Annotated in this window: 14 protein-coding genes; 3 read left to right on the top strand and 11 right to left on the bottom strand. The window is 69.1% G+C overall.

Annotated features, from left to right (window positions below; translation table 11 throughout):
- Nucleotides 1-13 precede the first annotated feature (13 nt).
- On the top strand, nt 14-2,050 hold the full coding sequence (locus ACN27F_RS20275; protein ID WP_421435704.1) for an ATP-binding protein: 2,037 nt from the start codon (nt 14-16) through the stop codon (nt 2,048-2,050).
- Between the two features lie 46 nt (nt 2,051-2,096).
- Here the strand turns inward: ACN27F_RS20275 and ACN27F_RS20280 are convergent, their stop codons facing one another.
- The 5 genes from ACN27F_RS20280 to ACN27F_RS20300 form a co-directional block, all read right to left on the bottom strand.
- The gene (locus ACN27F_RS20280; RefSeq protein ID WP_421435707.1) at nt 2,097-4,079 is read right to left on the bottom strand and encodes an ATP-binding protein; all 1,983 of its coding nucleotides are present in this window, start codon (nt 4,077-4,079) and stop codon (nt 2,097-2,099) included.
- A gap of 89 nt (nt 4,080-4,168) precedes the next feature.
- Nucleotides 4,169-6,403, bottom strand: coding sequence for an MMPL family transporter (locus ACN27F_RS20285; RefSeq protein ID WP_421435709.1), 2,235 nt, complete (start codon nt 6,401-6,403; stop codon nt 4,169-4,171).
- Between the two features lie 52 nt (nt 6,404-6,455).
- Nucleotides 6,456-7,292 (bottom strand): DUF2993 domain-containing protein, encoded by an 837-nt coding sequence (locus tag ACN27F_RS20290; protein WP_421435712.1) that lies wholly within the window; start codon nt 7,290-7,292, stop codon nt 6,456-6,458.
- A 79-nt stretch (nt 7,293-7,371) separates the two neighbouring features.
- Nucleotides 7,372-8,199 (bottom strand): class I SAM-dependent methyltransferase, encoded by an 828-nt coding sequence (locus ACN27F_RS20295; RefSeq protein WP_421435715.1) that lies wholly within the window; start codon nt 8,197-8,199, stop codon nt 7,372-7,374.
- A gap of 108 nt (nt 8,200-8,307) precedes the next feature.
- On the bottom strand, nt 8,308-8,529 hold the full coding sequence (locus ACN27F_RS20300) for a hypothetical protein (RefSeq protein WP_421435717.1): 222 nt from the start codon (nt 8,527-8,529) through the stop codon (nt 8,308-8,310).
- A gap of 192 nt (nt 8,530-8,721) precedes the next feature.
- On the opposite strand from ACN27F_RS20300, the gene ACN27F_RS20305 reads away from it, so the two are divergent.
- On the top strand, nt 8,722-8,850 hold the full coding sequence (locus tag ACN27F_RS20305) for a hypothetical protein (RefSeq protein WP_421435719.1): 129 nt from the start codon (nt 8,722-8,724) through the stop codon (nt 8,848-8,850).
- Nucleotides 8,851-9,614: 764 nt separating this feature from the next.
- Here the strand turns inward: ACN27F_RS20305 and ACN27F_RS20310 are convergent.
- Nucleotides 9,615-10,346, bottom strand: a complete 732-nt coding sequence (locus ACN27F_RS20310; protein WP_421435720.1) for a hypothetical protein — start codon at nt 10,344-10,346, stop codon at nt 9,615-9,617.
- Between the two features lie 108 nt (nt 10,347-10,454).
- Here ACN27F_RS20310 and ACN27F_RS20315 point away from each other — a divergent pair, with 108 nt between their 5' ends.
- On the top strand, nt 10,455-10,574 hold the full coding sequence (locus ACN27F_RS20315) for a YciI family protein (RefSeq protein ID WP_421435722.1): 120 nt from the start codon (nt 10,455-10,457) through the stop codon (nt 10,572-10,574).
- Between the two features lie 318 nt (nt 10,575-10,892).
- Here ACN27F_RS20315 and ACN27F_RS20320 read toward each other — a convergent pair whose 3' ends face one another.
- The 5 genes from ACN27F_RS20320 to ACN27F_RS20340 form a co-directional block, all read right to left on the bottom strand.
- Complete coding sequence (locus tag ACN27F_RS20320) at nt 10,893-11,186, bottom strand: hypothetical protein (protein WP_421435724.1); 294 nt, start codon at nt 11,184-11,186, stop codon at nt 10,893-10,895.
- A gap of 106 nt (nt 11,187-11,292) precedes the next feature.
- Entirely contained in the window at nt 11,293-11,517 is a 225-nt protein-coding gene (locus tag ACN27F_RS20325) for a type II toxin-antitoxin system RelE family toxin (protein WP_421435727.1), read from the bottom strand.
- Nucleotides 11,518-11,593: 76 nt separating this feature from the next.
- Nucleotides 11,594-11,884: a type II toxin-antitoxin system Phd/YefM family antitoxin gene (locus ACN27F_RS20330; RefSeq protein ID WP_421435729.1), complete on the bottom strand. Its 291-nt coding sequence runs from the start codon at nt 11,882-11,884 to the stop codon at nt 11,594-11,596.
- 406 nt (nt 11,885-12,290) lie between these two features.
- Nucleotides 12,291-12,989 (bottom strand): hypothetical protein, encoded by a 699-nt coding sequence (locus ACN27F_RS20335; RefSeq protein ID WP_421435731.1) that lies wholly within the window; start codon nt 12,987-12,989, stop codon nt 12,291-12,293.
- Between the two features lie 358 nt (nt 12,990-13,347).
- The gene (locus ACN27F_RS20340; protein ID WP_421435734.1) at nt 13,348-14,256 is read right to left on the bottom strand and encodes an AraC family transcriptional regulator; all 909 of its coding nucleotides are present in this window, start codon (nt 14,254-14,256) and stop codon (nt 13,348-13,350) included.
- Between the last annotated feature and the right edge of the window lie 76 nt (nt 14,257-14,332).

Genomic DNA, 14,332 nt, shown 5'->3' on the forward strand with positions numbered 1-14,332 from the left:
AGAATATCGATCCGTGACCGCCGGATGTGGCGAAGGCACCACCAGTCTGGGCCAGCGGCTGAGACAGACCCGGGAGCACCACTTCGTCGGCCGTACGGCCGAACTCGCGCTGCTCCGACAGGCGCTCAACCATGCGCCGGAGCCCTTCAGCGTGCTCTACCTGCATGGACCGGGCGGCATCGGAAAGTCCACCTTGCTGCGGTACTTCAGCGACGAGGCGGCTGCGGCGGGACGGCGAGTGGTGCATGTCGATGGCCGTGCGGTCGACCAGTCGCCGGCCCGGTTCGAGCACGCCGCCCGGGACACGCTGACCGACGACTCGGCGGTGCTGCTGGTCGACTCGTTCGAGCACTGCCAAGGGTTGGAGAACTGGCTGCGAGACCGCTTCCTGCCCCGGTTGCCGGAGTCCGTACCGGTGATCCTCGCCGGACGCGGCGGCCCGGGACCCCAATGGCGAGCCGATCCGGCCTGGCGTGATCTGCTGAAAGTCGTCCCGCTGCGTGACCTGTCCCGAGACAGTGCGGTGGCGCTGCTGACCCGCCGTGGGGTGCCACCCGAGTTGCACGGGCCGGTGCTGGACTTCGCCGGCGGGCATCCGCTGGCACTGCGGCTCGCCGCCGAGGTCGCGGTGACGCACGAGCTGTCCACCACGACCTCCTGGCGACCGAGCCAGAGCGTGGTGGAAAGCCTGCTCACCCAGCTGATCGGGGAGACCCCGTCGCCGCAGCACCGGTACGCGCTGGAGATTTGCGCACATGCCCAGACCACCACCGAAGGACTGCTGCGGGCGGCACTCGACTGCGATCCCGGACCGTACTTCGCGTGGCTGCGCGAACTGCCCTTCGTCGCGTCGGACGCCCGCGGGTTGTACCCGCACGACGTCGTCCGGGACGCGCTGAACGACGACCTGCGCTGGCGGGACCCGCAACGCTACGAATCCATGCACCGTAGGCTGCACGGCTACCTGCTGGACCAGGCGCTGGCAGCCACCGGCGCGGCGGTGCTGCCGACGGTCGGTGCCATGCTGTACCTGCAGCGACACGCGCAGACGGTCCGCCGCTACTTCGCGCTGGCCAGGGCAGACGCGGGCTACGAGGATCCGTACCGGCCAGGTGACCGGCTCGCGGTGCTCGCTCTCGCCGCCGAAGCGGAAGGACCGGAGTCCGCCGCCATCGTCGAGTACTGGCTCGACCGTCAACCCGAGGCGTGCCGCGTCTACCGCAGCACCGCCACCGATTCGGTGATCGCCTTCATGATCTGGCTCAGCCTGTCCGAACCAGATCCGGTCGAACTGGACGTCGACCCGGTGGTCGCGGCTGCCTGGCAGCACTGCCGGTCGACCGCGCCACTGCGTGGCGGTGAACATATCGGGCTCGCGCGGTTCATGGTCCATCCACCCGCGTACCAGCGGCCGTCGTCGGTCGCGGACCTGATGCAGACGCGGCTACTGGCGCATTTTCTGCACGACAAGGGCCTGGCCATGCACTACCTGGTGCTGCGCGACGTCGAATTCTGGGGTCAGCACCTGGCCTACTTCGACAATCATCCGGTACGCACGGTGTTGCAGGTCGGCGACCATCCCTCCCACCTGTTCTTCCACGACTGGCGAATCACCCCCTTGATGCAGTGGCTGGCACACAACCAGCAGCAACTGCTCTACGGCCAGCAGCCACGCCCGGCGCCGGCCGGTGCGCAGCTGCTCGTGTTGTCCCGCCCGGAGTTCGACGCGGCGGTCCGCTCAGCGATCCGCGCCTGGCGCCGTCCCGACGAACTCGCCGCCAATCCGCTTACCCGTACCCGGGCGATAGCCGACCGATGCGGGACAGACCCGGGTGACGCGCTGCGCGGCATGCTCGGCGCGGTGATCGACAGCCTCCGCGACGACGTCCGGCTGTATCGGGTGCTGGTCACCACGTTCCTGCAGGGCACGCCGACCCAGGAGGCCGCCGCGGAGCGGCTCGGGCTGCCGTTCAGCACCTACCGCCGGCACCTGAGCCGGGCGCTGGACCGGATCAGCGACATCCTGTGGGACCGTGAGGTGCACGGCTGACCCGGCCCGGTGGTGGCGGCGACCTTCCGACCCGTAGCTGGGCGTCTCATGACTCGCGGCGCCAGAGGAGCTCACACACCCGGTCCATGGCCGCACGCAGATGCCGCTTGTACGTGCTGGCCGGCAACCCGAGCAGCCGGGCGGCCATCTCCTGCGTGGTGGGGCCGGCAAGGTAGGTGGCCAGCAACACCCGATGCAGTTTGGCGTCCCGGGGGTCCTGACGCAACGTGTCGACCGCCTCGGCGACCAGCGTGCGTAGCACCGTGGGCGAATCGGCGTTCGCGCCGCGTCCGGTGCTGCGCTCGGCCACCATCCGGCTGCGCATCAGCGGGCTGCGACGCAGCTCCTGCGGAGCATGCAGGTGGCGCAGCGCGGCCCGTACCGCGGTGTCGAACTCCGGCTGGGACAGTACCGTCCGTTCGGGTGCCGTGGCGTCCGGCGTCGCCGGGCCGGCGAGTGGCCAGGCGGTCACCCGCCGGGCCCACAGGTCGACCGGCACCGCCCGCCAGTCGTGCCCGTACAGGTCGTACGGCCGTCCGTCGATGATCGGTCGCGGCCGGATCGGCCGATGGTCGATGAACTCGGCGATTCCGACGGCCTCCTCGGCCAGGGTCAGGAACGACCAGGCCAATCGCTGCGACCGGATCCACCACTGCAGGGTACGGATGTGCATCAGGTCACGGACGGCGGACCGTCGCTGGTCCGCAGGTGGGTAGCCGAACCGGGTGAGCAGGATGTGCTCGCCGGACCGGGGCGGTGCCGCGGCCACGTACGCCCAAGCGGCGGCGACCACCGGATCGGCCGCGACCTCCCGCGCGTCCGGGCCGGTCAGCCGCAGCGTCACCTGGAAGCCGGCGATCGCACCGTCCCGGGACCAGCGATAGACGTCGAACGCCTCGGGCTGGCGTTCCAGCCAGAAGCCGACCAGCTCGTCCCCGCTGTCGGCCTGTCGGGCCAGGCTCCGCAACTCGGTGTGGTCATCGGGACGCGCCTGGTCCGGGTAGACGGCGCCACTGCCACGCCGCAGCGCGAACGGCGCCATCACCGCGCTGTCCTGCAGAATGTGATAGAGCGACCGGACCGTAGGCAGTACGGCGTCGCCGCTCGCGGCGCGCGCCCGGTCCAGCAGATGCGCGGCGACCCGCGCGTGCATCATCCGGTAGCCGTGCGGATCCCGCCAGCGCAGATCCGTGTCGAGCACGCTGCGGACAGCGTCGTGCGGGACGACGCCGTCCGAATCGGCCTCCACGAACGGCAACTGGCGCAGCCACGCGAACAGCTCGGCCGCAGGCCCGCCGACCACGGCGCGCAGCAGGTCCTCATTGGTGGTCAACGCGTGCGAACAGGTCTCCAGCGCCAACCGGTGCAACGGCGACGGCACCTCGCCGACCAGTTGGTGCAGCAACGTCGCGACGACGTCGGGGGTCGGCGTCCAGGTCGCCGCCGCGTGATCACCGACGGCGACCGCCGCGGCCAGGTTCAGCGCGAGCGGGTGTCCGCCGGCGAAGCGCAGGACGGCGTCCCACAGCTCCGGCACGACCCCACGACGGCGCAGCAGTTCCGTCGCCGCGTCCGGCGGCAGGTCCTCGACGGCGACCACCCGGAGGACATCGGACCAGCCGAGGTCGGCCGCCCACTCGCGGTCCGGTGGCCGCCGGCCGGCGACCACCACCACGACCGCGTCCGGGATCTGCGGCAGGAAGCGGTCGCGTAGCCAGCCCTCCAGGCCCTGGCACCGCTCGAAGGTGTCGACCAGCAGCACCGCGGGGACCCCGCTGAGTGCGGCGTACGCGGCTGCGGTGAAGCCGGCCGGCGACGGGTCGATGCCGGCGCTGTCCACCTGCACCACGATTCGTCGGGCCGCCCGGGCCTCGACGGCGAACCGCCGCAGCAGCATCGACTTGCCGATGCCGCCCGGGCCGTGCACGTACCACACCGGATGGGCGCCGGGGGCACCCGCCAGCGACGCCTGGAAGGCCACCAGCTCGGCGTGCCGGCCGACGAACGCCTCATCCCTTGCGACGGACAACCTTTCCGCCAACCGCCCAGCCACCACACCCCCCGTGCTGTTGGCACCGGGAGAAATCCTAGATTCGGACCGTTTCCGGTGGCGACCGGCTACCCGGTCGGGGCGCTGAGCGGTTGGGACTGCTCGCCGGCCGGTCGACCCGGGTCCACCCCGGCCGGTCCGCCGTCGGCGGGCATGTCTGATCGCCGTCCGCCGTCGGCGGGCCTGCCTGGTTGCCGGCGGCCGCGGCCGGGGCGCCACCAGTTGGCCCGACCGAGCAGCGCCATCGTCGCCGGCACCAGCAGCCCACGGATGATCGTGGCGTCGACCGCGATCGCCACCGCCATGCCGAGCCCGAACATCTTGATCACCGGATTCGGGTTGACCACGAAGCTGGCGAAGACGCAGATCATGATCAGGGCGGCCGAGGTGATCACCCGACCGGTCGCGGCCAGCCCGGTCCGCACCGACAACAGGTTGTCACCGGTACGGTGCCAGCTCTCGCCCACCGCCGTGAGCAGGAACACCTCGTAGTCCATGGAGAGGCCGAACAACAGCGCGAACAGCATCATCGGCACGTACGACTCGACCGGGATCGGGCCGTCCAGCCCGGTCACCGCGATGCCCCAGCCCCAGACGAACACCGCGACCAGCGCGCCGTACGCGGCACCGACCGACAGCAGGTTCATCACCGCCGCCTTGACCGCCAGTACCGGCGCCCGGAACGCGAACAGCAGCAGCAACGCGGACACCACGACCACCACGGCGATCACCCACGGCATCCGGTCGCCGACCCGTTCGGTGAGATCGGACTTGATCGCCACCGCGCCGGTGACGTGCAACTGCCCGTCGTCCGGCTGGGTGTCGCGCAGCGCGGCGACGGTGTCGACCGTGGCCGGATCGCTGGGCCCGGTGGTCGGCTGCACCCGCAGCGTGCTGACCTGGCCGTCGTCCGAGGTGGCCGGCGGCGCGACGGTGGCGATCCCACTCGTGGTGGCCAGCTCCTGGCGCAGCGCCAGCAGGCGCGGGTCGTCCGGCCCGGTGACCGGTGCGTCCCATTCGACAACCACGCTGAGCAAGCCGTTGACCCCCGGCCCGAATCCCTCGGCCATCAGGTCGTAGCCGACCCGGGTCGGACTGCCCGGCAGGTCGTTGCCGGGATCGGTCTGCCCGAGCTGCAGGGCCAGGGTGGGCGCCGCCAGCAGGGCCAGCACGAGCGCGGTGCCGAGCGCGTAGCTGCCGGGGCGGCGGGTGACCCGGTGGGCCAGCCGCCCCCAGAAGTCGCCGCTGTCCCGTCGCCGGCGCAGGCCGGGTAGCCGCAGTGCGCCGATGCGGTGGCCCAGCACGGTCAGCAGCGCCGGTAGCAGAGTGGTGGCGGCGGCCACCGCTATCAGCACCACCAGCCCGGCTGTCCAGCCCAGCGTGGTGAGGATCGGTACCTGGGCGACGGACAGCCCGCAGAGCGCGACGATCACCGTCCCGCCGGCGAACAGCACGGCGCTGCCGGACGAGGCGACCGTGGCCACGATCGCCGGCTTGATCGCCACGCCGTCGTCGAGCAACGCCCGGTAGCGGGTGACCAGGAACAGCGCGTAGTCGATGCCGACGCCGAGACCGATCATCGTGGCCAGAGTGCTGGCCACCCCGGGCATGTCGGTCAGATGTCCGGCCAGCCCCACCGAGCCGACCCCGATCACCAGCGTCAGTACCCCGGTGACCAGCGGCAGCGCCGCCGCGACCAGCCCGCCGAAGACCAGCACCAGCACGATCACCGCGACCCCGAGACCGAGCAGTTCGCTGGTGTGGGTCTCGGCGCCCCGCCGGGCCAGGGCACCGCCGGGCACGGTCTCGATGCCGGCATCGCGGGCCGGGGCGGCGGCCTCGACGATGTCGTCGGACATGTGCTGGGTGACCGAGCGTGGGTCGACATCCAGCCGTACGGTGGCGTAGCCGATCGTTCCGTCGGCGCTGACCGTGCCGGCCTCGACACTGGGCGGGGTCACCGACACCACGTGCGGTGCCTGCTCGACCTCGTCGAGGGCGGCGGCTACGGCGGCGATGTTCGCCGGATCGTCCAGCCGGCCGCTGCCGGTTTCGAAGATGAGCTGGCCGTTGGCGTTGTCGCTGCCGGCGAAGTGCTCGTCGAGCAGGTCCCGCCCGATCTGGCCGTCGCTGCCGGGCAGCGAGACGTCCTCCTCGGTGGGCCGACCGAAGCCGGCGATCAGCGCGACCACCGTGACGGTCAGCAACAGCCAGGTGCTGATCACCCACCACGGCCGCCGTACCACGGCACCGCCGATCCTGGACATCAGCCGGTGAACCGCACCGGTCTCCACACTGTTCACGCCTGCTCCCTGCTGGAATTCACGCCTTACTCCCTGCTGAAATTCATGCCTGTCACGTGCATGGTTCGATGTCCCGATCGGTCGCCTGCCCGGCTGGCCGCAGATCCGCACCGCCGACCGTGACGGACTCGCCGGTGACTTCCAGACGCAGTCCCTCGGCGGTCGTGGTCAGTGCGTGGTACGCCAGACCGGCCGGGAGCTCGGGCAGTTCCCGTTCGAGCTGGCGGTCGCCGAGGCCGCCCGGCAGCTGGTCGGCGGAGCGGCGTAGCCCGAGCACCTCGATCTCCACCGGTTCGATGCGAAGCGTGCGGCCGTCGAGTACCGGTACGGCGTACACGGTCACCGGCACGGCCTGGCCGAACAGGCTCGCGGTGACGTCGACGATCAGTTGACCGCTGTCCCCGCCACGGATCCGCAGATCGGCAGCTGCGAGCGGGCTCTCGCCGGAGTCGGCGGACCGGTCGGCGGCCAGCGTGTCGAGCTGCGCGAATTCGATGGTGAACGCGGCGTGCAGTCGACCGATCCGGATCTCGACCGGGCTGTCACCCGATGGCGGATCGGTGCCGACGGCCGGCAGGTCACCGTCGATCTCGACGTCGCGCACCTCGGCGGTGATCCCGGCGATCGGCAGCGCACCCTGGCCGAGCCGGTCGGCGGTGACGGTGAGACCGGCGAACCGGCCGGTGACCGCCTGCGTCACGAACGGGAAGCCGTGCACGTCGACCTCTGGCGGCTCGGCCAGACCGGCGACGCAGGCGACAGCGTCGGCCAACCGGTCGCCGACCACGCCAGCGGCGACCCGATCGGCGATGACCGGCAATCCGGCGGCGAGTACGGCCGCGACGACCAGCAGCCACCCCCGCCGGCCGCGAGGTCTCCAGATGCGCATGCCCTCATCTCACCCGCCGCGGTTGGGAGTCCGACGGGAGCTTGATGAGAACTCGTTAAGAAACCTCAGGCAGGTGGCGCTACCTGTGTTTGGCGGCCCGCAACGAGTACAGCAGCGGGATGCTCGGCTGCCCTTCGGGGAACCGCCACCGGCCGTCGTTCCGCCGGGTGAGGCCCGGAAAGATCGGGTACCAGATCCAGTCGTGCTCGTGGAGGAACTCCACACACATGCCCGCCGCGCCGAGAGCGCTGACTACCTCAGCGGTGTGGTGGAGCCATTCGACGCTGGCGGTCGCCTCCAGTTCCGCCTCCGGGTCGCCGTACGTACCCTCGTCCAACATGATCGCGTCCTGGGTGAAGTAGCCACCGCTGAGGGTGAGGGTCGTACCCGCGTCGTCGATGAGCTTGACGAGCGGGTGCGGCTCGGTCAGGTAACAGAAGCCACCTGGGACGACGAGAGCGGCGACGACCTGGGCCCAGCGTCCGATGTCGGGCAGGAACTGCAGCGAGCCGATGCTGACGTAGACGAGGTCGAAGGTCTTCCCGGCCAGCACCGTCACCGCGTCGTAGACGTCGGCCAACACGAAACGCGCGGATTCGACGCCGATCCGGGCGGCGACCGAGACAGCGACGTCCAATGCCGGCTGCGAGAAGTCCAGGCCCGTCACCGTCGCGCCCCGTCGCGCCCAAGACAAGGTGTCCAGGCCAAGGTGGCATTGGAGGTGGAGCAGCGTCTTGCCGCGCACGTCACCGACTTCATCGGGCTCGTAGTCCCGCAGCGTGTCCGCGCCTGCCACGAACGCCGGGATGTCGTAGACCTTGCTCTTGGCGTGCACCGGAACTCGTGCGTCCCAGTTGGTGCGGTTCACCTCGAGCCAGTTGGCCGGTGTGACCGACTTCGATCCCATGATCTGCGGACGTTAGTGGCGGGCGGAGCCGGCCTGCAACCGAAATACCAGGTCGGGTGTCGGTGGGACGGGGACCTGCCGCCCGAGTCCGATGCCACCTGCGAAGGGCTACCGCCGGCCGCCGGCGGTTCGTTGGCGTACCGATTCGTACAGCACGACGGTCGCGGCGGTCGCCGCCTTCAGCGAGCTGGCGGACCCGAACAGGGGGTTCCCGGCCAGTCGGTTGCCCACGATGTTGACGCCGAGGCCGTCGGTGCGGATGTCAGCGACCCAGGCCAGGACAACCTGGGGGAGGGCACCCGGACCACGGGCAAGGCGAACGTCGAACAAGCTAACGCCGCAACCGGGAACATTTGACCTGACTTGCGTCATTTAGTGCGTATGACGATCGGTGCGGTGTTTCCGCTGGTGGCAGTGGTGCCGCCCGTTGAGCGCCCCGACTGGAGGAGCACCTTCGCACTGGATAGCGGCGCGTCGGCTTGACGGATACTTCACGGCAGGTCGCCGCGCCGAGATCGGAAGGTGATCGTCAACGTGGCCCGGGTCGGGGTGCACCATGCCGCCGCCGTGCTCGGCTGCCGGCTTACCCGTTGCCTGCCGCCGCTCAGCGCGTTGTGTCCGGCTGGACGGCGGCTGACCGTCGGTGGATGAGCCGGCGTAATCACGCACGGTCACGAATGTGATGTCACCTCCTGCCCATTTCGGGCACTGCGTCGTGCTGCCTCCGTCCAGCCATCGTCATGTCCGCGGCGAGTGGAGCCAGACTGACGTCATCCCTGGCTTTTGAGGTATGCCAGAGTCCACTCGCGATGGAGATCCCGTGGTTACCCGGGCCGGCTCCAGCTCCCTGGTCACCGTGAGTGACCCGACTGGGGTCATGTGGTGCGTACGACGATCGGTGCGGCTTTTCCGCTGGTGGCAGCGGTGCCGCCCGTTGAGCGCCCCGACTGGAGGAGCGCCTTCGCACGGGATGGCGGCGTGTCGGCGTGGGCGGATACCTGGCATCCGCCGGCGTGGGTCCTGGTGGGCACGTCGTGGTCGGCGGCCCTTGCGGCTCTTCCGGTAGGCTTGGTCATCCACATCGGATGCCCGCGTCTCTTCCTGGGCGTAGGGAAGTCGCCAAGATGGAACATTGCGCCGAGGTCAGGGTGTCGGTTAGTGCGCAGATTTCGACACTCGCGAGCAACACGGCAGGTCACAGCGCCGAGATCAGAAAATGATCTTCAACGTGACCCAACTCGGGGCGGTTCGTTGGCATACCGAACCTGGGAGGGCACCCGGACCACGGGCAAGGCGAACGTCGAACAAGCTAACGCCGCAACCGGGAACATTTGAGATGGGTCGCGTAGCTCGCATCGCGGACGTACTCTTCGGAGTCGCTACCCCTGTCGATGACGTCGATCCGGCGCCGTCGGCTAACGGTACTGGCGTTCCTGGGCAGCGCGGACCTTCTTGCGGACATCGTCAGGTATCTCGACCACATGGACGGTAATCGCGAGGTCCAGTAGCGCCTGCGCAGCCCAGGAGCGCGCCGTTGGGAGGAACGGCCTCGCTGCGGCCGGATCGCTCATGCAGAGCACGAGGCGAGGCTGCGGGTACATTGTGCTTGCGATCCACGTCAGCTTCAGCGCGTCGGCCAGTACCTTGTGACGCTGCGCCGACTTCGGCGGGCCCTGATGGGCCCAGCACTCTACGAGAACAGTGCGGCCACTGTCGCAGCCGTCTACCTCGACCCGAACTCCCGATGGGACGGCGATCTTTGCCGGCTCCAGCCTCAATGCCAGATCACGGCCCAGCAGATCAAGCATGACCCGCTCGGCATGTCGCTGCTCCGCAGAGTTTCCGGGCGGCAGGTGATCTTCGACCCGTCGAACACCGGCAGCAGGCGAAGGCAGTACGCTAGGTAGTGTTCTGGGATCCTCGCTGGTCAGGACTCTGCTCGTCCGTTCGACGAGTTCGTTAACGATTTTCCCATCCGGTCCCTCTCGCCGCCGGATGGCTCCGGTCAGGTGCAACGCACAGCAGATCTGGTTGACCTGCTGCCGTGGCCGGACACCCGTGCGGTACGACAGCTGGTCATCATCCAGCGGGCCCGAGCTACGCCGAAGCGCTTCGAGGACGCGGTCGCGATTGCTGGCAGCCGTCACACATGGAGTCTGACCGACGGTCCATGTCCTCGCCTCCTCCGTTCGGCGCGTACGCAGACTCGCGCCCCGACTGCGGTAGATCCGAATATCGACATATGCCAGTTTCTCATGGTGCGGGTCAGGTCGGATGGCCAGCGGGTCGTGACCAACGGACCGTTCGCGGCGACACGTGAGGTGCTCGGCGGCTTCTACGTGATCGACGTGTCGCGGACCTCGATGCCGCGTTAGCCTGGGTTTCCCACTGCCCGCTGCGCCCGCGCCCGCAGTGACGGCCGGTCGCGGTCCGGCCGGTGGCCGAGTTGGGCCTGACCGCGATGAACGGACGGGCGGCCGGCGCGGAGCGCCGGACAATGCATCGGCGACGCTGCGGTGGCGTTGGTGGTGGCGGTGTTCCGCGAGGAACGTGGCCGGCTGCCAGCCGCCCTGGTCCGCGGCTTCGACGACCTGGACCTGGCGGAAATCCCAACATTCGTCATGGGCGGTCCGTTCTTACCGTTCTTACCGGGCCGACGGTTACTGATGGTCGAGAAGGCCGTGCACTGCGAACTACTGACGCCGATGGCCGGATTGCAGGGCCGCGTCGAGGCCGTTCAGTTGCAGCACTCTCCCGCCGCGTAGGTGCGCCAGGTCCGTACTGCCGTCCCCCGCGTATCTGAGGAAGGTCACCTGTTCGGTCCGTTCCAGGCGGGTTCCGTCTGTCTCGGCTTCGAGGCGGACGGTGACCAGCGAGATCCATCGCAGTTCGCCGTCGACGACAGCCTCGTAGCTGTAGACGATCCGGTGTGCGTCCGCGGTGTCGAGTATGAAGATCTTCTTGCGGTCCCTGCGCCGAGCTGACATCGGCAGTTCGGGACGTCGGCCGGACCGAAGTCCAGCCACGCAGCGTGAGGCAGCGGCCGGCAGGTAGCGCGCCCGCTCGGCGGCATGAGCGGATGTTCCTTGGAAGTCAGCGGCGATATGCGTCGCGCCGGTGATCGACGTCAAGGACATGTACCTCGCGGTGCTTGTCGTCGATGCGATAGCGGACGCGGTACTCGCCGCGCCTGGCCCGCCAGAGACCTTCGAACGGAGCGTGCAGTCGAGCTCCCACCCGGTGCGGTTCTCGTCGTAGCGGGCCGCTGATGAACTCCCATGCGGCGAACGCGGCGCTGGCCGGGAGGCTGTCACTCAAGGCTCGCCTCGCGCCAGGCGCCAAGACCACGGTGTACGGTTCGGGTCCGCCGGCTTCGCTGTCGGGATCTGTTTCGTCATGCGGCCCGTTCACGAGCCCGCCGTTGCGCCATGAGGAGCGCCATTTCCTCGGCGCTGGTGCTCTCGCCCCTGGCGAGAGCGTCCTCGGCTTCCTGTATCCGCGCCATGGCGGTCGGATCAGAAAGCAGTTCGATGGTGGCCTCCAGTGACTCAAGATCCTCCGCGGAGATCAGCACCACGTACTCGCGGCCGTTGCGCGTGATGTGAACGCGGTCATGGGTACGATCGACCTCGTCGGCCACCTCGGAGAGTCTGGCCTTCGCCTCGGATAGCGGCAGCACCGTCATAGACCACGATTCTAGTCTACGGCGACGTGCGCGTCCACGGTTGGTCGGATCGGCCACGAAGGCGCGAGGCCCGGCGGGAACCCCCTCGACATCGGCGATGATCACGAGTCAACGTTGCCGTGCGAAGTGCTTGATACGGGCCGTTCAGCCTGGAAGGAGGCAGTTATCTGACACCAGGGACGGTATAGCGCAAAGGCCCGCTTATTTGCACATATCGGAAGCTATGCGATGACGATTCCTGAGACTAACATGCGCCGGCCGCGGCAGATCCGTGCATCCGATCATGTGCACCATGGGGAACCCGCGAGCGGATGATGGGTCGGCCCGCGGACGGTGCGACCACGGGCGACTTGCCAAGCAGTCTTCCTGCTCCGGTAGTCCAGCACCTGTCGCCGAGCTATCTCGCTCAGCTGCGGCAGAGGATCGTCGCGTCGTCGGCGGCAACGCCGTCGCGGACCTCGGCCTCCCTGACTCGGCGGATGATCTCGCCGGGTCCGTCGGCCTCCAACAGGTGTAGCAGTCCCGCCCAGCCGGTTAGCCCGAAGGTGTCCACGAGCCGGCTCGCGCCGTTGCTGAGCAGCGCCGTCGTGGTCACCGCGTCCGCCGGCCAACTGCCGGTAATCGCCTCGTCCACCACCCGCGGGTCGTCCTTGGCCACCCAGAAACCGCCCGGGCTGTTCCGTCGAGCCCGCAACTCCAGCAGTAGCCGCAGGTACTCGTCACTGCCGTCGGGAATGCCCTTCAGCCGGCTCTCGAAGGACCGGGCGATCACCACCTCGCGCGGATCGCGGGCGACGAAGGGCTCGACCCCGGACCGGCCGACGACCACCACTGAGTCGCCGAGGACCAGGTGCTCGACGAGATCGCCGGAAAACCTGAGCATCGCCACGGCTGCGTACGGGCTGATCGAGTGGGCGACGTCGCAGGTGTCGCGGTGCTCGTCGGTGATCCGCTCGATGCTCTCGGCCAGCACGTCACGTAGGGTCCGGTCATGGGACAGCGCGCCCAGGAGGGCACCGCCGAGACGGGTGGCGTACCAGGTCACGCCGTGGTGGCAGACCTTCTCGGCACCGGCGATGCCACCCGCGCCGTCAACCAGGACCATGCCGGACGCAACGGCGCCGGCGAAGTCCTCATTCGTGCGCCCTGGGTGTCCCGAATCGGTTGCCATCGTTACCCGCACTACGTGATCATGACACGGTCAGTCCATCGCGATCCGCGACGATCAGCGTAGGCGGGGCGACAAGGCCCTTTATTACCGATGCGCTGTCGTCGCCATCATCGAGCATCCGCTTCTCGGCAGATGCGCGAGCCGATGGTGCGGCTGGGTCCGCGACGTCTGCTACAAACGCCACTGAGACGCCTGGTCGGGCCTGAGACGAGGTTTCGGACCTGCGCGTTGATGGTTGCCGAGCCGATCGCGGACAGACGATGAAAGGTCCGCTGCGGACGGCCGTGGTCACTCACACCAGGGCTGTTGGTGCAGTGTCGTGGCGCGGTCCACGCAGGCGGGCGGCGTCCTGGCTGGGCGGCGCGCCGAACTGGCGGCGGTACTCGCGGCTGAACTGGGACGGGCTGTCGTAGCCGACCCGGCGGCTGACCCCGGTGACGTCGTCGGGATGGGTGGCGAGCAGGAGACGGGCCTCCTGGAGCCGGATCTGCTTCTGGAACTGGATCGGGCTCATCGCGGTGACCGCCTGGAAGTTGCGGTAGAAGGCGGAAGCGCTCATGCCGGACAGTCGCGCCAGGTGCTCCACCTTGAACGACTCGGCATGGTGGTCACGGATCCACTGGACCGACCGTGCGACGTGGCTGAGGCTGCTGTCGGCCAGGCCGAGCTGGCGTACGACGGCGCCCTGATCGCCGGTGACGAGCCGCCAGAGGATCTCCCGCTTGATCAGCGGGGCGAGCACCGCGATGTCGCGTGGTCGGTCGAGCAGGTGCAGTAGCCGTAGCACCGCGTCGAGCAACTCGTCGGGTGCGTCGCTGACCGCCATACCGGACGGTGCGCCGCCGCCGATGGGTGGGAGGTCGCCAGGCGCCGCCTGCAGCAGGAGCTCGGCGATGGTGGTCGGGCGCAGGATCAGGCCGAAGCCCAGCGCCGGCCGCTGCGGGCTGGGCTCGACGAAGTGACCGGTGATCGGCAGATCCACCGACGCGATCAGGTACTGCCCGGCGTGGTACTCGTACACGCGCTCGCCCAACGCGAGACGCTTCGCGCCCTGTGCGATCACCGCTAGCACGGTGCCCGACATGGACGACGACGGCGGAGCCGGCTCCTCGACCTTCGAGATCAGCACGTCGTCGATCGCGGTGCGTTGATCCGGCCGGGCGTGGCGGGACAGCACGGCACGCAGCTCGTCAAGGTTCATGAGCCGATTGAAGCATCAAACGATCATCCCTACAACGGGAGGATCAGGCAAGGCATAAGGAGGATCGCTCTAACGT

Origin of the sequence: Solwaraspora sp. WMMB335 (assembly GCF_049179075.1) — a bacterium.
Taxonomy (GTDB): domain Bacteria; phylum Actinomycetota; class Actinomycetes; order Mycobacteriales; family Micromonosporaceae; genus Micromonospora_E.